Below are 23,355 nucleotides of genomic sequence, written 5' to 3' on the forward strand. Positions count from 1 at the left end.
ATCACCGTAATTCGGGCCATTGTTGCTCAAGGGCGACTGCAGAACTTACCAAGGTCATCGGTAAACGATAGTGTTTGAAGCGCTCAGATAAGCGCGTTAATTCATTTGTTGCCTGCTGCTGATAGTCACGGCGTTGGCGTACGTTATTAAGATTGACCATGGCTTGCCGCTCACCATCATGAACGCTCAGCGGTTGACTTGAATAACCCTCAGGCAATGTTTGCTCCATCGGATCGTATAATTTAAATGTTCGCACAGAACTGCGTGTGTTTAAGCGCGCTAACTGTTCCAATGAGCTGTTATCAAGGTGCTCAAAGTCACTGATTAGGTTAATCAAACTACCGGGTTTCACCAAGTGCGTAAGGTGCTCAATACTGTCGCTTAATGGTGCCACGTGCGGTGCAGACTGTTGTTGCCACCGTACAAAGCTGTCTTGATGAATTTCCAGTAATCCACGCAAAAAGTGCATTACCGATTTGTGTTGTAAACTGGGTTTATATTCTTTCTGTAGCCATCCATTGCTAATGATACCACCGACTTTGTCACCGCGCTGAAGCGTTTGCCAAGCGAGTGCTGAAGCTAGGTGACAGGCTTGCACCGATTTGAACAGTAACTGGCTACCAAACAGCTGTGTTAACGCGAGGTCGACCACAATATAGACGGGACGGTCTTTTTCTTCACGGTACAGTTTGGTATGCGCTTTACCGGTGCGAGCGGTGACGCGCCAATCAATTGAACGTACATCATCACCAGGTTGATAATGACGCACCTCATCAAACTCCATACCCCGCCCACGGGTCTTACTCAGTAGCGCACCCGACTGCGACGAGGCCGGCAGTTGTCGTTGATGGCGTGCAAAAGCAGGCAGTTTAGTGCGGTAGTACATGAGTTCTTGCATACTGGGTCGTAAGCCATCTGTATGCAGTCGTTCAAGCCATTGCTCTGTGGTTAAACTTTGCATCATCATTAAGGGGATGGCACGAGTTCGAGAATACGTTCAAGTACGGTATCCGCATTGATGCCATCTGCTTCTGCTTGATAACTAATGATAATACGGTGACGTAAGGTGTTGAAAAACACCTCGCGAACATCGTCTGGGGTTACAAAATCACGGTCATCGAGCCAGGCATTTGCACGTGCGCAACGTTCTAATGCGATAGTCGCGCGCGGACTTGCGCCATAGGTCAACCAACTTGCAAGGGTTGCGTCATAGTTAGCAGGTACACGGGTCGCCATGACCAGTTGCACCAAATACTGTTCAACCGCTTCATCCAAAAATAGCTGTAACACCTGTGTGCGTGCAGCAAATAACTCACTCTGTGTGAGTGGTGTAGGCATCACGGCTTGTCCATCGATGGCTTCACCACGTGTCAGCCGTAAAATTTTCAGTTCTGTCTCGGCATCTGGGTAGTCGAGGTTGAGATGCATCAAAAAGCGATCTAACTGCGCCTCTGGCAATGGATAAGTACCTTCTTGCTCGAGCGGGTTTTGTGTCGCCAACACCATAAATAGATCCGATAATGGATAACTACGTTGACCGACGGTGATTTGTCGCTCAGCCATTGCCTCCAATAACGCGGATTGTACTTTCGCGGGTGCACGGTTGATCTCATCGGCAAGAATCAGATTATGAAATAGAGGACCTTGTTGAAAATCAAAAGAGCCTGTTTCAGGGCGGTAAATGTCTGTGCCCGTTAAATCGGCTGGCAACAGATCGGGGGTAAACTGCACACGGTGAAAGTCACCTTCGATGCCTTTTGCCAGTGCCTGTACCGCACGTGTTTTTGCAAGACCCGGTGGCCCCTCAACGAGGAGGTGACCATCAGCGAGTACCGCGATTAACAAGTTCTTGGTGAACTCCGGCTGTCCCAATACTTGACTATCTAAAAATGCTTGCAGTTGTTTGAATTGTTCAGCAGCCATGGTGCTCCCGCTTTGACTATCTATTTTGCGAATGATTTGTACTCAGTTGTATTGTTATGCAGCCTGAGCATGCTATTTTCAATGATGTTCTCTACTTTAACGAAAACCGAGGTTTTAATCTTTAGATTAAACCGCTAGAATTTGTAACATCTTGTGTGGTCAGACCAGTGTTTGACGCTTAATCTTTAATGGAGAAATCATATGTCTGCAACTGAACGGTTGCTAACACCGAAAGGGGACCGCATTGCTTTTGTAGCGGGCTTAAGAACACCTTTCGCACGCCAGGCAACAGACTTTCATGGCATCCCCGCGGTCGATCTCGGCAAAATGGTCGTCCAAGAGCTGATCAATCGTACGGGAATTGACGGTAAATTGGTACAGCAATTGGTATTTGGACAGGTTGTGCAAATGCCTGCAGCACCCAATATCGCCCGTGAGATTGTCTTGGGAACTGAATTACCCGTGTCAACGGATGCATACAGCGTTACGCGTGCCTGTGCCACCAGCTTCCAATCTGCAGTCAATGTTGCCGAGGCAATGATGACAGGTCATGTGGATATCGGTATTGCGGGCGGTGCCGACTCGTCATCGGTATTACCGATCGGTGTTAGTCGTAAACTCGGACGCGCGTTAGTTGATTTAAATAAAGCGAAAAGCTTAGGTCAACGCATTGCGATTTTACGCCGCTTGGGACTGAAAGACCTATTACCTGTGCCGCCAGCGGTCGCTGAGTATTCGACTGGCCTGAGCATGGGGCAAACCGCGGAGCAAATGGCGAAGAGCCATAATATCTCACGCGAGGATCAAGACCAGTTAACGGTGAACTCACACCAGCGTGCACACGCAGCATGGGAAGCCGGTTACCTTAACGATGAGGTGATGACCGCATACCCAGAGCCGTATAAGAAGCATATTGACCGCGACAATAATATTCGTGGTGATTCTTCGTTAGAGAAGCTTGGTAAGCTCAAACCGGTGTTTGATAGAAAACACGGCACCGTGACGGCCGCCAACTCAACACCATTGACGGACGGAGCGTCAGCCGTACTGATGATGACAGAAAGTCGAGCAAAGGCGCTGGGTTATCCGATCCTCGGTTATTTACGCAGCTATGCATTTGCGGCGCTTGAAGTCGAGCAAGATATGTTGATGGGTCCAAGTTATGCAACACCGATTGCGTTAGATCGTGCCGGCATGACGCTTAACGATCTTACCTTGATTGATATGCATGAAGCGTTTGCAGCGCAAACACTGACCAACCTGAAAATGTTTGCGAGCAAAAAATTCGCGCAAGAAAAACTGGGGCGTGATCAAGCCATCGGTGAGGTGGATCCAGAGAAGTTTAACGTGCTCGGTGGTTCGATTGCCTATGGACACCCGTTCGCGGCAACCGGTACTCGAATGATTACACAAATGCTGTATGAATTGCGTCGTCGTGGCGGCGGAACCGCACTGACAACAGCCTGTGCAGCGGGTGGTTTAGGCGCAGCGATGATTTTGGAGAGCGAATAATGACAGACAATAACGCATTTCATCTAGATATTCGGGATGATGGTACTGCCGTGATCACCATTGATGTGCCCGGCGAACGCATGAACACCTTGAAGGATAGTTTTGCGGACGAGGTGGGACGTTTAATGAACCGCCTTGAAGACAACAGTGATGTAAAAGGTGTGGTGTTTATCAGCGGTAAACCCGACTCGTTTATTGCGGGCGCTGACATCAACATGATTAATGATTGTGAAACCGCTGCGGATACCGAGAGTTTGGCACGAAAAGGCCAAGCAATGTTTGACCGTATCGAGCAGTTGAACGTACCTGTGGTTGCCGCTATTCACGGTGCCTGCTTAGGTGGCGGTCTTGAACTGGCGATGGCCTGTCATGTGCGCGTCTGTACCGACAGTGAAAAGACAGCATTAGGGCTACCTGAGGTGCAATTGGGCTTATTGCCAGGCTCGGGCGGTACCCAACGTTTACCTGCATTGGTCGGTGTTCAGCAGGGCTTGACAATGATTCTTACGGGTAAACAGCTGCGTGCAAAGCAAGCCTTAAAAGCCGGCTTAGTGCACGAGATCGTACCGCACTCGATCTTGCTAGATGCCGCCGTCAAACAAGCCAAGAAAGCTAAGGCGAAGCCTGCAAAGGCAAACCTCAAAGGGGTGAGCAAGCTACTTGAGGCTACCGCTTATGGCCGCGGCATTATTTACAAAAAGGCGGGTGAACAAGCGCAAGCTAAGGCGAAAGGCAATTACCCTGCGATTGATAAGATCATCAAAGCGGTCAAGACGGGTGTTGAAAAGGGTCGCGATGCCGGTCTCGATTACGAGGCGCGTGCCTTTGGTGAGTTGGCGATGACGCCTGAATCTTACCAGCTTAGACAGATCTTCTTCGCGACCACTGAAATGAAAAAGGAAACCGGCGCGGATGGTGTTAAACCAGGCGAGGTAAAGCGAGTCGGTGTCTTGGGTGGCGGCTTAATGGGCGGTGGTATTGCTTTTGTCACGGCGGCGAAAGCGGGTATTCCAGCACGTATTAAGGACATTAGCCCCGAGGGTATTACCCATGCGCTGCATTACAGTTATGAGCGTTTGAATAAGAAAGTCAAGCGTCGTCATATGCGCCGCGCTGAGCTTGAGAAGACCATGCTGTCGTTGAGTGGCTCACTCGATTATTCGGGATTTGATCGGGTTGATGTGGTGATTGAAGCGGTATTTGAAGATCTTGATCTGAAGAAGAAAATGGTCGCTGATGTTGAGAGTCACGGTAAAGAGGGCGTTATTTTCGCAACCAATACCAGCTCGTTGCCCATTACGCAGATCGCCGAAGGTGCACAATATCCAGAGCGCGTGATCGGCCTTCACTATTTCTCTCCGGTGGACAAAATGCCGCTGGCTGAGATCATCACGCACGAACAGACCTCGAAAGAAACCATCGCAACTACGGTGGCATTGGCTAAAAAACAAGGCAAGACGCCTATCGTTGTAAAAGATGGCGCTGGGTTCTTCGTCAACCGCATATTAGCGCCTTACATGAATGAGGCGGCTCGCCTGCTTATTGGTGGGGAACCTATTGAGCACATCGATAAATCACTGGTTAAGTTTGGCTTCCCGGTGGGACCCATTACCTTGTTAGATGAGGTGGGTATTGATGTTGCAGCTAAAGTGGCGCCGATTTTGGTTAAAGAATTGGGTACGCGTTTTGAAGCGCCGGCCGCGTTCGATAAGCTCATCGGTGATGACCGCAAAGGTAAGAAGAACAATAAAGGCTTCTACCAATACGGTAAGGGTGTAAAAGGTAAACCCGTTGATAAGTCGGTTTACAGTTTGCTTAATATCGAGCCGCAAGCTAAACACGATGGTGAAGAAATCGCGGAACTGTGTGTGCTACCTATGTTGAATGAAGCCGCTTACTGTTTGCAAGAAGGCATTATTCGCAGTGCGCGTGATGGCGATATTGGCTCTGTCTTTGGTATTGGCTTCCCGCCGTTCCGCGGTGGCCCTTTCCGCTATATGGATGCCGAGGGTATTGGTAGTATTGTGAAGCGTATGGAGCGCTTGGCTGAGAAGCGCGGTGACCGTTATCAACCGGCTCCGTTACTGAAACAAATGGCTGAACAGGGCAAACGCTTTTATGAATAAGCGAGTTGCTGTTTAGCGATGAATTCGATGAGCGCCTCGGCGCTCATCGGTTTTGCGAAGTAATACCCCTGAATATACTCGCACTGCAAACGTCGCAATATATCTAATTGTGCTTTCTGCTCGACCCCTTCGGCAACCACTTTAAGCCCGAGATTGTGTGCCATCCCAATAATCGATTCGACCATTTTGCGATCGCGCTCATCAAAGGTGATATCGTCGATAAACTCTTTATCAATTTTGAGTGTGTGCATCGGGAAGCGTTTTAAATATGACAACGACGAGTACCCAGTACCAAAATCATCGAGCGCAAGCTGAACGCCCATGTCTGCCAAGTTTTCAAGCATTGCAATGGCACGTTCTGGATCACTCATCACCATACCTTCGGTAATTTCAAACTCGATGTGGCGAGGATGCATCTGTTCTTCTTGTAGAACCTGCTCAATAAACAACGCTAAACTGGACTGAGTAAACTGTCGCGCTGAAAGGTTTATAGCGACACTGCGAGGCGATCCCTGCAAGGCGAGTAGGTTGCGCATGTCACGACATGCTTGACGTAAAACTTGCTCGCTCAATGGAATAATAAGTCCGGTATCCTCGCAGAGAGGAATGAATTGAGAAGGACTGATAAATTGACCATACTCGTCACGTATTCGTGCTAGCGCTTCGATACCTGATATGTGCCCCGTGGCGATTTCCATTTTGGGTTGATAAAACACTTCAACCTGTTCATTACGGATAGCATGACGCACTTGGCTTTCGAGCACTAAACGCTGAATGGCATTTTCGTTCATCGGAGCGTTGAAGAATTGGTAGCAATTGCCGCCACGTTGCTTTGCGTGATACATCGCCGTATCAGCCTTTTGTAAAAGTTCTTGGGAGGTATGCGCATCGTGCGGATAAAGAACAATACCAATTGAACTGCCTAACGCGATTTCATGTCCTTTCACATTGTAAGGCTTTGCAATTTCTGCATTAACCTGCTGAGCGATGGTGCTGATAACGTTAATGTCAGTGTTGTCTTCTACCAGTATGCCAAATTCGTCACCGCCAAGTCGATACAACGTATCTTGACGACGTCCCAGATCAGCTAACCTATCAGCAACACGGCAGAGCAACTCATCACCGACCTCATGACCCAAAGAATCATTGATCCGTTTAAAGTCATCTAAGTCAAACAGCAACAGCGCATGAGACACACGCTTACGCACTAAGTTAGAATGGCTTACTTGAAAATATGAGCGGTTCGGCAACCCGGTTAAACTATCGGTGTTTGACAAGCGGCGTAGTTCATTTTCGGTATTACGCCGTTCGGTGATATCGGAGAAACTCGCGACAATGAGCTTAATATCACCGTTATCTGAGCGTACCGCGTCAAATGTAAGTTCAAGCAACAGCTCGGAGCCGTCTGCTTTAAAGTCAGTGACTTCGCCCGACCATCGTCCTTGGCGCAGAACAGTGTGTTTTATTTGATCAGTAAAATCACGATCGTAATGAGGTAGTGCGAACGCTTGTCCGATAACTTGTGATCGCTCGTAACCCGTAATCCGTTCGTATGCATTATTAATCTCACGCTTTCTGAAGAAACGATCGAATATACAGATACCATCTGAAATGTTCGTCAGTGACGTTGCAAGCATATCAATACGCTCATCACTATTAATGATATCTGAAATATCGCTCAGTACACCGTGAATTGCTCGTGGCGCGCCTTCGGCGTCTTCTTCAGCCACCTCACCACGTTCTAATACCCACACCCACTGAGTTCCATTCTTTAATCGATAAGTACACTGATATTGGCGTAATTTGCCGTCCTTAACATGCGCTAAGGTTTGGCTGAGTTGGCGGATATCATCGGGGTGTATATTGCTGTCTTCATGTTGACCTATGCCAAAACGTACACCATCTAACGGGAACTGACTGCAATTCGGCCAAATGTACGTGCGCTCGACTTCATTTTCGTTAACGCGCCAGGTCCACAGTTGTTGCTGTGTGCCTTCGAGTAGGCGGTGAAGTGACGCATTCGCTCGTTCGAGCTTGTTAAACGACCTGAGTTTAGCAGTGAACATCAGGTAGCCAAGGGTAAGCGCTACGCTTAGCAGAGCAAAAATAATAAGACCGACCTGTAGCGAAGAAAAACCAGTCGATCGCATGACAAAAGTTTGTTGGCTATTTATCCACTCGCCTTGTTCTAACGATAGGGCTCGGACTGACAAAGTGAACTGTCCGTCAGATAAGTTCGAGACTTTAATTTTTTGCAGCGGCTGGAGCGTTTTTTGCCACTCTTGTTGCAAAGGCTCGATGCGATATTCAAAGGCTTGTGGTTTTGCCTGATTGAACGCAGGCAATGAGTAATCAATATAAACCGTGCCTGAATTGGTGGGTTGAGTGTTTAACCATAATGCATTCGGCGTTTGCCCCGGTGCTTCAACTACTTCAAGTTGGCCTCGCTGGTTGATAAGTACACTAAACCCACCTTCAACATAATGCTGGCGCCAAGGGGGATTAATATGTCGGTTGTTGTTGAGTGCGTTTAACTCAAACGCGCCGTCAGACCTTTTTTGAAGTTGGTATAGTTGGTTGGAGGCTAGCAACGCGAGTTTGCCCGAGGGCAATTTATTGAGCTCTAACGGCGCTCCTGAAATGTCGAGCGTGTCTAACGAGAGTTGATTAACTAATCGATAGCGGTTGTCCAACTGAACGAGAGTTTGACGATAGAGCAAAAACAGTCCTTCATCCGTTCGCTCAATATCGATTAATTGTCCTTGAGGCAGTTGTTCGGTGACCGGGTTTTCGATCGTCAATTTAAATAGATTACTTCCCAAACCATCCCAAACATAAATCTCTTGTCCTTCTGCAAGCCAGATCCAGTCGCCTACAGACTTAATGAAGCGGATATTTTGTACTGGTTCGTCGTCATACTGCAGTGGTTGGGGTAACAGTTCATCTTGGTGCTGAATTAATAGTGAGTTTTCATTTTGCGCCACCAAAGGTGAGCCCGTTATCGAAGTAATATGCTGAATACCACTGTCTAAAAGGTGTTTACTCTGAAGTAAGAGTGATGCTTCAAGTTCTGCAGACTTAAACGGTAACGCGAGGATGCCAATGCTACTACCAATCAGTAGCGCCTGATCTTGTCTATTTGTAAGACAGTGAACGTCGGTTGGTAGTTGCGATGTAGAAAGCCTGGGAAGCTTTACTTTACGTAGACTAGAGCCATCAAACCGATATATCGCTTGGGGTGTCGCTATCCAAAGAAAGCCTAAGGGACCCGCCTCGATATCGATAATCGGCGCATTGAGCTGTGCCGTCGAGTGAGGCGTATCGTGCGACACACAATAAGGACTGAAAGTAGCCAAGGCAAAAACAAGGCAAACTAAGGTGATGATTGATACACGCAAGTTAAGGACCTGATTAATGGCTGCTCTACAGCTCTTATAATTTGTTAACTGAGTGTTACGCTAACGCATAGACCAAAATCTGTCAAAGCTATTATAACGCCTATTGTTGACGGGATAACAATACAATTTGTCTTGGTTGTTCAATAATTAAGCGTTTGATTTCATTAAGCCAATCAGAGAGCTGCAGCCGTTCAAGCGCTTGGTTTAACTCATAGTTGCGGTCGAAGTCTGTTTCTCCCATTTGGATGGCGCCCCAAAAGCGCTGACTGCGCGTTCGTAGGCTACGATCGCTGACGGTTAACTGTTCTGCAAGCGTGTGTTTAGCGTGCTTCCAGCGTTGTAAAGTGAGGAAGTCATCTAATTGCTCGACTTTTTCGGACAATACGCTGGAAATGGCTTCTTGTAATGACTCAGCTTGATGAGTTGGCGACTGCACAAATGCCATAAAGCCGGGCAGACGTCGCACGGGAAAGTATTGGCTGCCGACCACATAGCCAAGCTGGCGCTGTGTTCTCAATTCATCGAATAAACCGGCATTGAGTAGCTGTTGAGCCAACATCCACGTGATTTGTTGTTCCGCACTATCATCCTCGCCTTGGAAGTAGATCAGCGCTGCATTGTCGTCGGTTGCTTGTGCAACAGAAAGTGTAAGCACCTCATTGGGCGGCACTCGTTTAGGCTTCAGGTGTGGAGGCTGCGCCGTGAGTCGTTCACCTGCACTTTCACGAATCAATTCATGTAGCTCAAGTGCTGTTTCGGACTGCCAGTCGCCATGAATCAATGCTGAGACTGTCATTGAGCTAAAAAGGTCATTACTCATCTGAGAAAACCGTTTGTAACTCAGCTTACTCAAACCCTCAGCCATATCATGCAATGGGAACAAGCGAGGTTGTAAGGTCAGATTGAGCTCAGCAAAGAGTCGATTAAGCGGCTGGTTTTTATGGGCCGATTGCCAGTTCTGTTGCAGTTGCTGAGCGACGGCCTCAAAGCGTGATCGTTGAAACTTAACTTTCCACGCTTGTTTCATTAACTGCTTGAGTAAAGGCAATTGACCCGCTGATAAGCCCATTGTATGAATCGTCATGCCGGATTGCGTTGGATAAATATTAAAGTGTAACCCTGCGACTTCGGCGTCATACAGAGACTCATTTAACGAATCGATCAACAACTCTGACCAAAGCCGTGCAGCGGCAAAGTGGGTCGCTGACTCATTCACTTTAGGCGACTCTAAATTAAGATAGATATGGCCCTTAGGCACTCGAAAGTCAGGGTCTTGATAGTGCCAAATGGTAACCGCATTTTTATTGATGACCGCTTTTGGTTCGTTCAGCCTACGCTCAAGCGGATAGGGCTCAACATGATCGGTAATATAGGGGTTCTGCTCTGGAAGTCGAGCATCAGAGTCATTAGGCTCGTCGTTGAGTATGGCAAGCTCAGTCGCTGATAACGAGCGAATACTGTAGGGCGTATGATATAAGTCTGTTTGCTGATCGGTTGTTACGTCACAATGAATTAATGTGATGCGCGCACGTTCAGGTATCATGAGGTCGAGCGTGCTCTCAGCACGTTCTAAAGCAAGACCATCCATGCGGTAATCGCCATAAACGATATCGTAAATAGGATAGTGATGCGCATTAACCGCCAGTTGTGGTGCTAGTTCACCCGCGGGCGGTGTTTCCTGAAAGTGAAACGACAGCTCGGACGTGAGCCGCTTTTCCTCATAACGCCAGTCTGCTAAACCTTCGCGTTTGATCTGCCGAATATAGCTAAATACAGTTTGTGCAACAAACAGTGCGTTTTTGACGCCTTCTTCGGTGAGCTGGATATTGATATTAAAATCTTTATAGCCACTGCCACTCATTCCACCGCCCGCTGAGAGGCTATTGACCCAACCTTGCGACCTGAGTGTGGCATAAAGACTGTAAGGCCCCTCATAACCTAGAATATGCGCAATGAAACTGGTTGTTTTGTTCTTATAGTCGTCGTCGATACCAGGCAAAGGCAGTGTAATAATGAGTCGGCGAGCAGGGTTAACCGGCTTAACTTGGATATATACGCCGATTTGTGATGGCAAATAGAGCGGCAAATCTTCCAACGGCTTCGAGCTGCTAGGGGTTCCACTCGGTATATCGGCAAAGAACTGTTTTGCAAGCCGCGCCAATTCGTCCACAGGCTGAGCACCGACAATGGTTAAACGCATATTGTTGGCATTAAAATAGGTATTAAAGAAAGCCCACAGCTGATCTTGTAACGTATAGCTATCGTTTTCCACCAGCGTGTCTAAATTGCCGACGGAAAACTTACTAAATGGATGCGCTGGGTTGCAGGTTGTTTTATGCACTTGGTACAACCGTCTTAGTTCATCTTTTTCTTTGAGCCTAAATTCAGAATCGATGGATTGCCGCTCTTTATTGATCAACGTTTCGTCGAATAGCGGTGTTTTGAACATTGCCGAGAAATAATCTAAAGCGCGCGATAGAGCGCGTGTTTGGCAATCAAAGAAAAAGCTACAAAACTCTGACCCTGTCCATGCGTTTTGCTGACCACCATACGCACTTAAAAACTCAGAAAACTCATTCGGATCGGGGAACTGCTCATTACCCAAAAAGAGCATATGTTCGAGAAAATGTGCGAGGCCTTGCGTTTCAAGCGGGTCGTTAAAATGACCGGCCCTCACTGCGAGAGCCGCAGAGGCCTTTTTGCTGTTCGGGATCTGTACGCACAAAACTGACAATCCATTTTGCAGTTTTATCGCGCGGAAGATCCGCGAGTCTTTGGGGCTCTTTAAAACTTCACCGAGCTCTTCTATGAGCGGCTGCGCCATAGGGTTCTATCCCTTTAAGGTTCTAGCGGTGTATCGAAGTTTTCTGGCTTATCAAAATCACCGGATAAACTGGCTAACTTCTCATCATTAAAGTCGAGCACCAGTTCTTTGCGGAAGGGTTCACCCTCATTCGGGTTCATATCGTACACGTAAACCCAGCGGTCGCTGTCAAAGCTATTTTCTGCAACAGGACGTCCAAGCACGAACGCGACTTGTTCCTGCGTCATATCTACACGAAGTTTATCGACGTCACGTTGTTCAAGGTAATTACCTTGCGGGATATCAATACGATAAACCCAGTCGTTTAATACAGAGCATCCAGATAGTCCTGCGACGACCGCGACGGCGGCCAATGTATTTGCGATTTGTTTCATTAACTACTCTTACCGTTAAATGTTGTCACCGATGATAAACAAACAAAACCGAGTTAGCTAGCATTGCCGCAGGAAAACTTAGTGAATAAGTAACTCCCGCGCATTATCTTTCGTTTTCTCGGTGATGCTGTCGCCGCCTAAGAGGCGAGCCAGTTCATCGATTCGTTGTTCTTCATTAAGCTGCCAAACCTGTGTTTCTGTTTGTGCGCCATCGGTATGCTTTAAAACCTGCATTTGGTGGTGCCCTTTGGCAGCAACTTGCGGTAAGTGGGTAACACAGATAATTTGGCACTGCTCACCTAAGCTACGCAACATTGAACCTACAACAGCTGCCGTGGGACCACTGACGCCTACGTCGACTTCATCGAACATCATGGTCGGCACCGTATTCTGGTTGGCACACATGACCTGTATGGCAAGGCTAATGCGTGATAGTTCCCCACCCGAGGCAACTTTACTGAGCGCTTGGAGCGGTTGGCCAGGGTTTGTTGTCACGGTAAAGCAGATTTCATCGGTGCCCCACAGTGTAGCTGTCGCTTTATCGTCATGGTCAACTCGAATAACGAACTCGCCGTGCGGCATATTCAGTTTATGCATCGCACGTGATATCTCTTTACCCAGTTTATCGGCCGCCTTTTGACGGCTGTTTGATAATTTAACCGCAGCTTCACGATACAAACTACGTAACGCCTGGCGTTGCTCGGCGAGTTGCTCGTTATCTTCCTCGGCGCGCTCGAGTTCATCTAATTGCTGTTGTAGCTGCTGATGGTGAGCGTACAGATCGATTGGGGCAACATGGTGCTTTTTGGCAAGCGCAATGGCTTGGCTCATGCGTTTTTCCGTGGTCTCAAGTTGCTCAGGATCAATATCGAGCTGCTCTTGATAACTACGCAACTCGAGCGCTGTCTCCTCAATGTGAACCTTAGCCTGCTCAAGTAACGCTAAAATGGGTTGTATTTGCTCGTCCAGCTCGGCTGACTCTTCTAAGCGACCATGCGCCGCCTGAATGAGTCCTGATACATTGTTGTGTTCACCGTCATACAGCGCATTTAATGCGAACGCGCTGTTTTCTGTGAGCGCTCGGACATGAGTTAAACGTTTATGATCGCTTTCGAGTTGCTCAAACTCGCCATCACCGATATTAAACTCATTGAGCTCTTTCACTTGATACGTTAACAACTGCTTTTGGGCGGTGAGCTCTTCCTTACGCTGTTGGTGCTGACGAAAGCGTTTTTCGGTCATCGCCCAATTGCGGTAGCTCGTTTGCACATCCTCAATCAGGGGCGCGTGCTGCGCGAACTGATCTAAGAGCTCACGTTGATGCTCTTCTTTCACCAACAGCTGATGTTCATGTTGGCCATGGATATTAACCAAGGTGGGGGCGAGCGCTCGCTGTTGAGTCAGCGTGACAGGCGCGCCGTTGACCCAAGCGCGTGATCGACCATCTTTGCTGATCGTGCGACGTAATACACATTCCAAATCGTCATCGAGCTCGTTGTCGATAAGCCACTGATGAGCAGGGCTGCCTTTGTTAATCGTAAAACGAGCACTGATATCGGTTTTGTCACAGCCCGGTCTAACCCAGTTTGCGTCGGCGCGACCGCCAAGGCACAGTCCAAGCGCATCAAGGGCAATGGATTTACCCGCACCGGTTTCGCCCGTGATGGCTGTCATTCCATTTTTAAATTCAATATCTAACTGCTTGACGATTGCAAAATTGCGAATGTGTAACTCAGTCAACATGGCTGGGCTCCTCACAATAAAAAGAACAGTAATACTGTGTGCTTATACAGTTTATACAGTAGTTATACAGTATTATTGTTCAATTGCAATGCAGTGAGTGATTTTTTTTTAGTCAGTTAGAACAGACGGCTACCCCAGCCTAGCTTATTGCGCAGTACATGGTAGTAGCTATGGGTTGTTGGGTGCACCATGGTCAGCGTGTGAGGATGTTTTTCGATAATGACTTCGTCACCGGGCAACACATCAAGCCGACCATGACCGTCGCAACTTATCTGCAGGTGGTCGTTATCTTTGGCAGCACGCAGGCGCACCTGCGAATTGGCATCCAGCACAATAGGGCGACTACTGAGTGTATGCGGAAACATGGGAACCAGCGTTATGGCGTTCAAGTTGGGGTGTAAAATAGGCCCACCACCAGATAATGAGTATGCCGTAGAGCCCGTCGGGGTAGCGACGATCACGCCGTCGGAGCGTTGTGAAAATACGAATTGGTCGTCAACATACAGTTCAAACTCAATCATGTGGGCGACTTTGTCGGAGTGCAATACGATTTCGTTGACTGCCACGCCTTGCTGTTTGACGGTTTCACCCTTAACCGATGCAGAGAGCAAAAAGCGCTCCTCCTTGACGTATTCTCCTGCTAAAACATCCATTAATGCACTGACGGCATCTTCGGGCGCCAAGTCGGTAAGGAAACCCAAGTTGCCACGATTAACACCGATCACGGCAACATCATGATCACACAAGGCGCGGGCAGCACCGAGCATGTTGCCATCGCCCCCAACAACCACGGCTATATCGGCCCACTCACCGAGCTTGTCCAGTGAGCCGGTCTCAATGCAACTGCCGGGCTTAACTTGCGCGGCGCAGCGTTGTTCGAGACAGACTTCATACTGACTTTCGCACAAGGCACTAATGAGCGCCTCAAGCGTGTGACGGGTACCAGTATCATTTATTTTTCCAAGCAGCGCGACGCGCTTAAATGCGGGTTGTGTCATAGGGTTTAACGCTATCCTTCAGTCTTTAGTTAACGCTACGTGTTGCGTTAATTTTTATCAAGCTAAATAAAGGTCTTGAATCTTAATCCGACTATCCCCACATAACAACGCATACGTTCATTGGACATTTAAAGAGTATGGGTTATGAGTGATAAGCAATCTAAGCAAACAACTGAAAACTTTGAGCAGCAGGCACAAGAGGCGGCTCAACAAGAAGCCGCTCAACAGGCTGCTGAACAAGCAGCTGAGCAAGCGCTCGGCAGTGATGAGCAGCCAGAGACCCAGCAACAGACAGCTGCGGCAGCTGATAGTCAAGCGGACCGTATCGCTGAACTCGAGCTCGCGTTGACTAAGGCCGAAGCCCGAGTTAACGAGCAAAAAGAGTCGGTGTTACGTAGCCAAGCTGAAATGGAAAACGTACGTCGCCGTGCCAGTCAAGATGTCGAAAAAGCGCACAAATTTGCGTTAGAGAAGTTCGCCAACGAACTCCTCACCAGTGTCGATAATCTCGAGCGCGCGATGCAAGCAGCGGATACCGACAATGCAGAATTGAAAAGCTTCTTAGAAGGCATCGAGCTGACTTACAAGAGCTTGACCTCAACACTAGAGAAATTTGGTGTTAAAGCGGTGGGTGAAGAAGGCGAGGTCTTTAATCCGGACCTTCACCAAGCGATGTCGATGCAGGAGTCGGCGGAGCATAAAAACAACACCATTATCGCGGTGATGCAGAAAGGTTATGAACTGAACGGCCGTTTGCTGCGCCCTGCGATGGTTATGGTTGCACGTAATAGCAACGGCAGTGTGGATACAAAAGCATAATTTGTAAGAGAAATTATGTTTTAGGGCTTGTAATTTTAGATAGAGCCCCCAAATAACAGTTATCGAAATCATTAACGCTCAAACCAGAGCGGTTTGAACAGAATAGAAGTAGTGGAGACTAATTATGGGTAAAATCATCGGCATTGACTTGGGTACAACAAACTCATGTGTCGCGGTTTTAGACGGCGGCAAACCTCGCGTTATCGAAAACGGTGAAGGGGATCGTACGACCCCATCTGTAGTTGCATTTACAGATGACGGCGAAACTTTGGTAGGTGCACCGGCGAAACGCCAGGCAGTGACTAACCCGAACAAAACATTGTTCGCTATCAAGCGTTTGATCGGTCGTCGATTCCAAGATGACGAAGTCCAGCGTGACATTGGCATCATGCCTTACAACATTGTCAAAGCAGACAATGGCGATGCGTGGGTAGAAATTGATGGCGACAAGAAAGCGCCACCACAAATTTCTGCTGAAGTATTGAAGAAAATGAAGAAAACAGCTGAAGAATTTCTCGGTGAGAAAGTTACCGAAGCTGTTATCACTGTACCTGCATACTTCAACGATGCTCAGCGTCAAGCAACTAAAGATGCGGGTCGTATCGCTGGTTTAGAAGTGAAGCGTATCATCAACGAGCCAACCGCAGCTGCACTTGCGTACGGTATGGACAAGAAGTCGGGCGACAACGTTATCGCGGTCTATGACTTAGGTGGTGGTACATTTGATATCTCGATCATCGAAATCGACGAAGTCGAAGGCGAGCACACTTTTGAAGTACTTGCGACCAATGGTGACACGCACTTAGGTGGTGAAGACTTTGATAACCGTTTGATCAACTACTTGGTTGAGCAGTTCGAGAAAGATCAAGGCATTGACTTACGTAAAGATCCGCTAGCGATGCAGCGTTTGAAAGAAGCGGCTGAGAAAGCGAAGATTGAGTTGTCTTCTGCACAACAAACTGAAGTCAACTTGCCATACATCACAGCGGATAACACCGGTCCTAAGCACTTAGCGATTAAAGTAACACGCGCTAAATTAGAATCGTTGGTTGAAGACTTGATTAAGAAGTCGCTTGAACCATTGAAGCAAGCACTTGCCGATGCGGACATGTCAGTAAGTGATGTGAAAGACATCATCATGGTAGGTGGTCAAACACGTATGCCTAAAGTTCAACAGGCTGTGACTGACTTCTTTGGCAAAGAGCCTCGCCGTGATGTTAACCCTGATGAAGCCGTTGCACTGGGTGCAGCTGTTCAAGCGGGTGTTTTACAAGGCGACGTGAAAGACGTATTGCTACTTGACGTTTGTCCTCTGTCCTTAGGTATTGAGACCATGGGCGGTGTGATGACCAAGCTGATCGAGAAAAACACCACGATTCCAACGAAAGAGTCGCAAACATTCTCGACTGCAGAAGACAATCAGTCAGCGGTAACGATTCATGTGTTGCAAGGTGAGCGTAAGCGTTCAAGCGATAACAAGTCGTTAGGTCAGTTTAACTTAGAAGGTATTCGCGCAGCGGCACGTGGTGTTCCGCAAATCGAAGTGACCTTTGATATCGACGCCGACGGTATCCTGCACGTGTCAGCGAAAGACAAAGACACTGGTAAAGAGCAGAAGATCACCATCAAAGCTTCATCAGGTCTTGATGAGGACGAAGTCGAAAAAATGGTTAAAGACGCTGAAGCGCACGCTGAAGACGACAAGAAGTTTGAAGAGTTAGTGCAAGCGCGTAACCAAGCGGACGGCTTAGTGCACGCAACGCGTAATCAGTTAAAAGAAGTCGGTGAAGCCTTATCAGAAGATGATAAGAAAGCCATCGAAACGGCCTGTGACGAACTGGAGCAAGCTTCTAAAGACGGCGACAAAGACGCTATCGAAGCGAAGTCTCAAGCGTTGATGGAAGCTTCGCAGAAACTGATGGAAGCAGCTCAGCAACAGCAAGCACAGCAAGGTGGTGCAGAAGCCGGTGCTGAACAAGCAAAATCATCAAAAGATGATGACGTTGTTGACGCTGAGTTTGAGGAAGTGAAAGACGACGATAAGAAGTAAGCTTAACTAGGCAACTTCGATATCAACACGGGTGTTGCCGCAAGGTAATGCCCGTGTATTTATTTTAGACAGGTGTTAAATCACAAAAGAAGATTACGGTTATGGCGCAGGATTATTATCAGATTTTAGGTGTCGGCAAAGACGCCGATGAGAGAGATATTAAGAAAGCCTACAAGCGGATGGCGATGAAGTATCACCCCGACCGCACAAAAGGTGATAAGGAACTGGAAGTCAAGTTTAAAGAGATTAAACAGGCTTACGAAGTATTATCGGATCCACAAAAACGCCAGATGTATGATCAATATGGGCACGAAGCGTTTCAACAGGCGCGCCAAGGTGGCGGTGCTGGCGCCGGTGGTTTCGGTGGCGGTGGTGCCGATTTTGCTGATATCTTTGGCGATGTTTTTGGTGATATTTTTGGTGGCGGTCGCCGTCAGCAAGCACGTCCCCAACGTGGCGCGGACTTGCGTTACAACTTAGAAATGTCGCTAGAAGATGCTGTGAAAGGCAAAGAAGTTGAGCTGCAGATCCCGACCATGGTGGAGTGCGGGGACTGTGACGGTTCAGGCGCTAAAAAAGGCACGCGGCCAGAAACCTGTAGCCATTGTCATGGCGCGGGTCAAATTCAAATGCGCCAAGGCTTTTTCGCGGTGCAGCAGGCATGTCCGCATTGTCGTGGTACCGGGTCGATTATCAAAGATCCGTGTAATAGTTGTCATGGACAAGGGCGTGTCGAGAAAACCAAAAAGTTATCGGTTAAGATCCCGGCAGGCGTTGATACGGGCGATCGCATTCGCTTAGCGAATGAAGGTGAAGCGGGTGAAAAAGGCGCACCTGCAGGCGACTTATACGTGCAAGTGCACGTACGTGAACACCCGATCTTTGCTCGCGACGGAAACAACTTGTATTGCGAGGTACCCGTTAGCTTTACTAAAGCGGCCCTTGGCGGTGATATCGAAGTACCGACTTTAGAAGGCAAAGTGAAACTTAAAGTGCCAAAAGAAACCCAAACCGGCAAACATTTCCGTCTCCGTGGTAAAGGCGTGAAGTCTGTGCGTACCGGTGCGGTCGGTGACTTAATTTGTAAAGTGGTGATTGAAACGCCTGTCAACTTGTCATCGCGTCAGCGCGAGTTGCTCGATGAGCTTGAGAGTTCGATGGGACACGGTGACGAGGCCGCTAAGTTCAGACCGAAGGAAAAAGGCTTCTTTGACGGTGTTAAACAATTTTTTGATGACTTGCGTAGCTAAGACTAATATCGTTAGTAGCCATTAATATTGTTTTGCCTTAAGGAGGCACTATGCGGGCTTGGAAAATAGCAGCTTTGACACTCGCCACGCTCACCGTGGTGAGCTGCTCAAAGTCGCCGACAGGACGGTCTCAGTTGGCATTTTTGCCTGAGGGCCAATTGAACCAAATGGGCGAGCAGTCTTATGAGCAGATGAAGGCCGAAACGCCCATCAGCGACGACGCTGCTATTAATGCATACGTGCAATGTGTCAGTCATGCATTAATTGAGGTATTGCCCGAGCCCTATAGCCAAGCCGATTGGGACATCACAGTATTTGATGAAGATACTGTCAACGCATTCGCGTTGCCCGGTAACAATATTGGCGTATACCGTGGTTTGTTAGGTGTTGCCGAAAACCAGCACCAACTCGCTGCCGTGATTGGTCATGAGATTGGACATGTGATAGCCGAGCACAGTAATGAACGGGTTTCGAGTAATATGGCAGTAGGCGCGGGGTTACAGCTCGGTGCCATTCTTGCCAATAAAGAACTCGAGAGTGAAAACGCAGCGCTGTTGATGAGTGCACTCGGTATTGGTGCGCAAGTGGGTATCTTACTCCCGTACAGTCGAACCCATGAATCTGAGGCGGACCAGTTGGGCTTAGATTATATGGCAGATGCGGGTTTTAAGCCGATTGAAGCGGCTGATTTGTGGCGCAATATGGCGAAAGAATCAAAGGGTGCACCACCTGAGCTACTATCGACGCACCCGTCACCTCAGACACGTATCGATGCGATTGAAGCTTACGCACCTCGTTTAGATAATCGAGTGCGGCAAGCGCATCAGCAAGGGCGAAATCCTTCCTGTAGCAAACCCACGATTTAACCCAAAAGACCAAGCCGATGGCTTGGTCTTTTTTAGTTATATGCTAGTCAAAAATTATCTTTAACCTGCAGAATAAATAGCGCTACATTAGCGTCATTTTTCTTGACGCGGACGTTCTATGTTTAAACTCTGGTTTAGTATTCCATTTTGGCAACGCGTACTCGGTGCATTCGTTGTGGGTGCCCTGATGGGTGCGTTTTTCCCAGAAGTAGGGCAAGCGCTTAAGCCATTAGGCGACCTCTTTATTCGTGCGATTAAAATGTTGGTCGCACCGCTCATATTCTGTGCCATTGTGAGTGCAATCACCGACTTAAATGACGGTCAAAAATTAGGACGGTTGGGTGCTAAAACGATCGGTATGTTCATGCTTACGGCGGTTATCGCCAGTGCGATTGGACTGACCTTAGGCACACTGATTGATATGAGTCCAGCGCAAGCACTCACGGCAACTGACGCTTCTGAGAAAGTGATTCCGAGCGTCTCACAGGTATTACTTAACTTTGTGCCAACCAACCCGTTTGCCGCCCTGAGCGAAGGTAATGTTCTGCAAATCGTAGTCTTTGCAGCAATTATCGGTATCGCTATCCAAAAATTAGGTGAGCCTGCGCAACCGCTCCGCCGCGTCATTAAGTCGGGTGCGGAAGTGATGTATCAAGTCACTCGCATGGTGTTACAGCTAACGCCGATTGGCGTGCTGGGGTTAATGGCATGGGTCATTGGCGAGTACGGCATTGGCAGCTTATTGCCGTTGGCCAAATTTGTTGGTGTCATTTACTTAGCGCTACTTATTCATATTGTCGTGGTGTATGGGAGTTTTGTTCGCACCCTGGGTGGGATGAGTCCATGGCAGTTTTTCCGTGATGTATTCGATGCGCAAGTGGTGGCATTTACGACCTGCAGTTCGTTCGGCTCTTTGCCAGCCGCGCACCGTGCGGTAACAGAGCGCTTGGGCGTTTCTAAAGACTACGCAAGCTTTGTATTACCATTGGGCGCGACCATTAACATGGACGGTTGTGGTGGCATTTATCCTGCGGTCGCGAGTATCTTTATCGCTAACCTGTATGGGATTCCATTGGACTGGATGGATTACGGTTTGATCATGATGACGGCGACGCTGGCTTCGGTTGGCACTGCGGGTGTACCTGGCACGGCACTGGTGATGTTAACGGTGACGTTAAATGCGGTTGGATTACCGTTAGAAGGTATTGCCTTTATTGCGGCGATCGACCGTATCATCGATATGGCTCGCACGCTGACAAACGTAACCGGCGACATGATGGTGGCACGTGTTGTTGCACGCAGCGAGAACTTGTTGCAGGATAACAGCCCATCGGAGGCGGTAAGAGAGAGCGCATGAAACTAGGAGTATTAGGTGCCAGCGGGCGCATGGGACAGCAGATCATTCAATACGCGGAGTCATTCGGGTTTGAGGTATCGCATGCCTTTGTCAGTGAGCAGAGTCAGTTTCTCGGACAATCGGTTGCCGGCACGCATTACCGTCACCTCGCCGAGGCTGATGACGCACCCGATGTGCTGATTGATTTTAGTTTGCCCCATGCGTTGCATGAGAACCTTGCCTACGCAGAAGCGCACCAATGTCCGATTGTCGTTTGTACGACAGGGCTGGATGCCGAACAGCAACAACGGCTACGAGATACGGCGAGCCAGGTGCCCACCTTGCACGCGCGGAACACCAGTTTGGGTGTGGCACTGATGGAGCAATTAACGCGCATCGCGGCCGGTGCATTCAAAGAGGCCGACATCGAGATTTTCGAAGCGCACCATCGACATAAGAAAGACGGGCCTTCGGGTACCGCACTGGCGCTCGGTGAGGCGGCGGCTCGGGGGCGACAAGTGCAGTTTGAAGCGATTAATGACGGTGTGCGCGGCGATGGTGAGCGCAGCGCACACGGGATTGGTTTTAGTGTTGTCAGAGCGGCGGATATCGTAGGTGAGCACCAAGTATGGTTAGCACAAGCGGGTGAGCGCATTGAGCTTTCACACCGGGTGAGTGACCGCCGTATCTTCGCCGAAGGAGCGTTGCGCGCGGCAAACTGGTTAACGGCTCAGACACCGGGTGAATGCTATCAAATGGCGGATGTACTGGATTTGAAAAAGCAGCTGGCGCAACTACTGGATTAAAAACAGCGCTGGACGCTGCGTAAAAAAAGACGTACAATACGGTCAATTTGCCTGATGTTAGTCATCTGCTGATTTCAGTGAGCAAAGAACGCGCGGTAAGGACCTTAAACGGGGAAGTCAACTTTGTATTGATTCACCCGTTTTTTTATGTACGGAGGTTGCCCTTGAGTATTTTAGCGAGTCAATCCGCTAACCGAGCCATACTGGTGTTAGCCGACGGCACCATCTTTCATGGCACAGCGATTGGAGCCGAAGGCTCTGCTGTTGGAGAAGTCGTTTTTAACACAGCCATGACAGGCTACCAAGAAATTCTAACTGACCCCTCATACACTGAACAACTCGTCACCCTGACATACCCCCACATTGGCAATACTGGCACCAATAACGAAGATGAAGAATCTCCCCATGTATGGGCGAAAGGTTTGATCATTCGTGATAACACATTAAAAGCCAGTAGTTTTCGCAAGCAAGAAACCTTGACGGAGTATTTACAACGTCACAATGTGGTAGGTATTGCTGACATCGATACACGTAAATTAACGCGAATTTTGCGCGAGAAAGGTGCGCAAAATGGTTGTATCATGGCGGGCCCAATTGACGAAGAACAAGCGCTTAAGTTAGCTCGTGATTTCCCAGGTCTTAAAGGCATGGACTTGGCTAAAGTGGTCTCGTGTAAAGAGACGCATGCTTGGACTGAGGGAAGCTGGCAGCTTGGCGAAGGACACACCTCACCTGCGCAAGACAAGTTCCATGTGGTGGCATATGACTACGGCTGTAAACAGAATATCCTGCGTCTGCTCGCCGACCGAGGTTGCCGAATTACCGTGGTGCCCGCGCAAACATCGGCTGATGAAGTGATGGCGCTAAATCCTGATGGCGTATTCTTATCCAATGGCCCCGGTGATCCAGAGCCCTGCGATTACGCGATTGAAGCGATTAAAACCTTACTTGATAAAGACATCCCTATTTTTGGTATCTGTCTAGGTCACCAACTGCTCGGTATCGCCAGTGGCGCTAAGTCGAGCAAAATGAAGTTTGGTCACCATGGTGCCAACCATCCAGTACAGGATGTGCGTACCAAGCGAGTGATGATTACCAGCCAAAACCATGGTTTTGCGGTTGATGAGTCCAGCTTACCAGACACCATTGAGGTGACACATGTGTCGTTGTTTGATGGCACATTACAGGGTATGCGCAGAACCGATAAGCCGGCATTTAGCTTCCAAGGTCACCCGGAAGCAAGCCCCGGTCCACATGATGCGGATGCGCTCTTTGATCACTTTATCGAATTAATGCAAGCACGCGCTTAAGCTGTTGCAGCAAAGGATAG

The 23,355-nt window shown here is 48.5% G+C and carries 16 protein-coding genes; 9 read left to right on the forward strand and 7 right to left on the reverse strand.

Going from position 1 to position 23,355, the window contains the following annotated elements:
* Window position 1: 1 nt before the first annotated feature.
* Both DFP83_RS00905 and DFP83_RS00910 read right to left on the reverse strand, forming a co-directional pair.
* Window positions 2–967 (reverse strand): DUF58 domain-containing protein, encoded by a 966-nt coding sequence (locus tag DFP83_RS00905; RefSeq protein ID WP_110572248.1) that lies wholly within the window; start codon window positions 965–967, stop codon window positions 2–4.
* Complete coding sequence (locus DFP83_RS00910) at window positions 967–1,923, reverse strand: AAA family ATPase (RefSeq protein WP_110572250.1); 957 nt, start codon at window positions 1,921–1,923, stop codon at window positions 967–969. Before DFP83_RS00910 ends, DFP83_RS00905 begins: the two co-directional genes overlap by 1 nt.
* 201 nt (window positions 1,924–2,124) lie before the next feature.
* Between DFP83_RS00910 and fadI the strand changes: the two genes are divergently transcribed.
* The gene (gene fadI, locus DFP83_RS00915) at window positions 2,125–3,435 is read left to right on the forward strand and encodes an acetyl-CoA C-acyltransferase FadI (protein ID WP_110572252.1); all 1,311 of its coding nucleotides are present in this window, start codon (window positions 2,125–2,127) and stop codon (window positions 3,433–3,435) included.
* Window positions 3,435–5,561 carry a fatty acid oxidation complex subunit alpha FadJ gene (fadJ, locus tag DFP83_RS00920; RefSeq protein ID WP_110572254.1) on the forward strand — a complete coding sequence of 709 codons (2,127 nt, stop codon included), beginning with the start codon at window positions 3,435–3,437 and terminating at the stop codon, window positions 5,559–5,561. The genes fadI and fadJ overlap by 1 nt, the downstream gene beginning before the upstream one ends.
* Here fadJ and DFP83_RS13640 read toward each other — a convergent pair.
* From DFP83_RS13640 to nadK, 5 genes are all read right to left on the reverse strand, one after another.
* Window positions 5,552–8,959 carry an EAL domain-containing protein gene (locus DFP83_RS13640; protein WP_241971556.1) on the reverse strand — a complete coding sequence of 1,136 codons (3,408 nt, stop codon included), beginning with the start codon at window positions 8,957–8,959 and terminating at the stop codon, window positions 5,552–5,554. The two genes, fadJ and DFP83_RS13640, sit on opposite strands and share 10 nt — an antisense overlap.
* 100 nt (window positions 8,960–9,059) lie before the next feature.
* Window positions 9,060–11,783, reverse strand: a complete 2,724-nt coding sequence (locus DFP83_RS00930; RefSeq protein WP_110572256.1) for an insulinase family protein — start codon at window positions 11,781–11,783, stop codon at window positions 9,060–9,062.
* A gap of 14 nt (window positions 11,784–11,797) precedes the next feature.
* Window positions 11,798–12,157: an outer membrane protein assembly factor BamE gene (locus DFP83_RS00935; RefSeq protein WP_110572258.1), complete on the reverse strand. Its 360-nt coding sequence runs from the start codon at window positions 12,155–12,157 to the stop codon at window positions 11,798–11,800.
* 78 nt (window positions 12,158–12,235) lie between these two features.
* Window positions 12,236–13,900: a DNA repair protein RecN gene (gene recN / locus DFP83_RS00940; RefSeq protein WP_110572260.1), complete on the reverse strand. Its 1,665-nt coding sequence runs from the start codon at window positions 13,898–13,900 to the stop codon at window positions 12,236–12,238.
* A 116-nt stretch (window positions 13,901–14,016) separates the two neighbouring features.
* Window positions 14,017–14,898, reverse strand: coding sequence for an NAD(+) kinase (gene nadK / locus DFP83_RS00945; RefSeq protein WP_110572262.1), 882 nt, complete (start codon window positions 14,896–14,898; stop codon window positions 14,017–14,019).
* Window positions 14,899–15,042: 144 nt separating this feature from the next.
* On the opposite strand from nadK, the gene grpE reads away from it, so the two are divergent.
* The 7 genes from grpE (at window position 15,043) to carA (ending at window position 23,335) form a co-directional block, all read left to right on the forward strand.
* On the forward strand, window positions 15,043–15,717 hold the full coding sequence (gene grpE / locus DFP83_RS00950) for a nucleotide exchange factor GrpE (protein WP_110572264.1): 675 nt from the start codon (window positions 15,043–15,045) through the stop codon (window positions 15,715–15,717).
* A 124-nt stretch (window positions 15,718–15,841) separates the two neighbouring features.
* Window positions 15,842–17,767 (forward strand): molecular chaperone DnaK, encoded by a 1,926-nt coding sequence (gene dnaK, locus DFP83_RS00955; protein WP_110572265.1) that lies wholly within the window; start codon window positions 15,842–15,844, stop codon window positions 17,765–17,767.
* Between the two features lie 101 nt (window positions 17,768–17,868).
* Window positions 17,869–19,017 carry a molecular chaperone DnaJ gene (dnaJ, locus tag DFP83_RS00960; protein ID WP_110572267.1) on the forward strand — a complete coding sequence of 383 codons (1,149 nt, stop codon included), beginning with the start codon at window positions 17,869–17,871 and terminating at the stop codon, window positions 19,015–19,017.
* Window positions 19,018–19,067: 50 nt separating this feature from the next.
* Window positions 19,068–19,883, forward strand: coding sequence for a M48 family metallopeptidase (locus DFP83_RS00965; RefSeq protein WP_110572269.1), 816 nt, complete (start codon window positions 19,068–19,070; stop codon window positions 19,881–19,883).
* Window positions 19,884–20,001: 118 nt separating this feature from the next.
* A complete protein-coding gene (locus DFP83_RS00970) occupies window positions 20,002–21,240 on the forward strand; it encodes a dicarboxylate/amino acid:cation symporter (RefSeq protein ID WP_110572271.1) in 1,239 nt (412 codons plus the stop codon).
* On the forward strand, window positions 21,237–22,025 hold the full coding sequence (dapB, locus tag DFP83_RS00975) for a 4-hydroxy-tetrahydrodipicolinate reductase (RefSeq protein ID WP_110572274.1): 789 nt from the start codon (window positions 21,237–21,239) through the stop codon (window positions 22,023–22,025). The genes DFP83_RS00970 and dapB overlap by 4 nt, the downstream gene beginning before the upstream one ends.
* Window positions 22,026–22,189: 164 nt before the next feature.
* Entirely contained in the window at window positions 22,190–23,335 is a 1,146-nt protein-coding gene (gene carA, locus DFP83_RS00980; RefSeq protein WP_110572277.1) for a glutamine-hydrolyzing carbamoyl-phosphate synthase small subunit, read from the forward strand.
* Window positions 23,336–23,355: the final 20 nt, after the last annotated feature.

It is taken from the genome of Idiomarina fontislapidosi, from assembly GCF_003226255.1.
GTDB classification, from domain to species: domain Bacteria; phylum Pseudomonadota; class Gammaproteobacteria; order Enterobacterales; family Alteromonadaceae; genus Idiomarina; species Idiomarina fontislapidosi.

What these genes read in the sequence shown, in the direction of transcription:
- DFP83_RS00905 (WP_110572248.1), bottom strand. Translation starts at nt 967, where the DNA reads ATGATGATGCAAAGTTTAACCACAGAGCAATGGCTTGAACGACTGCAT.
- DFP83_RS00910 (WP_110572250.1), bottom strand. Translation starts at nt 1,923, where the DNA reads ATGGCTGCTGAACAATTCAAACAACTGCAAGCATTTTTAGATAGTCAA.
- fadI (WP_110572252.1), top strand. Translation starts at nt 2,125, where the DNA reads ATGTCTGCAACTGAACGGTTGCTAACACCGAAAGGGGACCGCATTGCT.
- fadJ (WP_110572254.1), top strand. Translation starts at nt 3,435, where the DNA reads ATGACAGACAATAACGCATTTCATCTAGATATTCGGGATGATGGTACT.
- DFP83_RS00930 (WP_110572256.1), bottom strand. Translation starts at nt 11,783, where the DNA reads ATGGCGCAGCCGCTCATAGAAGAGCTCGGTGAAGTTTTAAAGAGCCCC.
- DFP83_RS00935 (WP_110572258.1), bottom strand. Translation starts at nt 12,157, where the DNA reads ATGAAACAAATCGCAAATACATTGGCCGCCGTCGCGGTCGTCGCAGGA.
- recN (WP_110572260.1), bottom strand. Translation starts at nt 13,900, where the DNA reads ATGTTGACTGAGTTACACATTCGCAATTTTGCAATCGTCAAGCAGTTA.
- nadK (WP_110572262.1), bottom strand. Translation starts at nt 14,898, where the DNA reads ATGACACAACCCGCATTTAAGCGCGTCGCGCTGCTTGGAAAAATAAAT.
- grpE (WP_110572264.1), top strand. Translation starts at nt 15,043, where the DNA reads ATGAGTGATAAGCAATCTAAGCAAACAACTGAAAACTTTGAGCAGCAG.
- dnaK (WP_110572265.1), top strand. Translation starts at nt 15,842, where the DNA reads ATGGGTAAAATCATCGGCATTGACTTGGGTACAACAAACTCATGTGTC.
- dnaJ (WP_110572267.1), top strand. Translation starts at nt 17,869, where the DNA reads ATGGCGCAGGATTATTATCAGATTTTAGGTGTCGGCAAAGACGCCGAT.
- DFP83_RS00965 (WP_110572269.1), top strand. Translation starts at nt 19,068, where the DNA reads ATGCGGGCTTGGAAAATAGCAGCTTTGACACTCGCCACGCTCACCGTG.
- DFP83_RS00970 (WP_110572271.1), top strand. Translation starts at nt 20,002, where the DNA reads ATGTTTAAACTCTGGTTTAGTATTCCATTTTGGCAACGCGTACTCGGT.
- dapB (WP_110572274.1), top strand. Translation starts at nt 21,237, where the DNA reads ATGAAACTAGGAGTATTAGGTGCCAGCGGGCGCATGGGACAGCAGATC.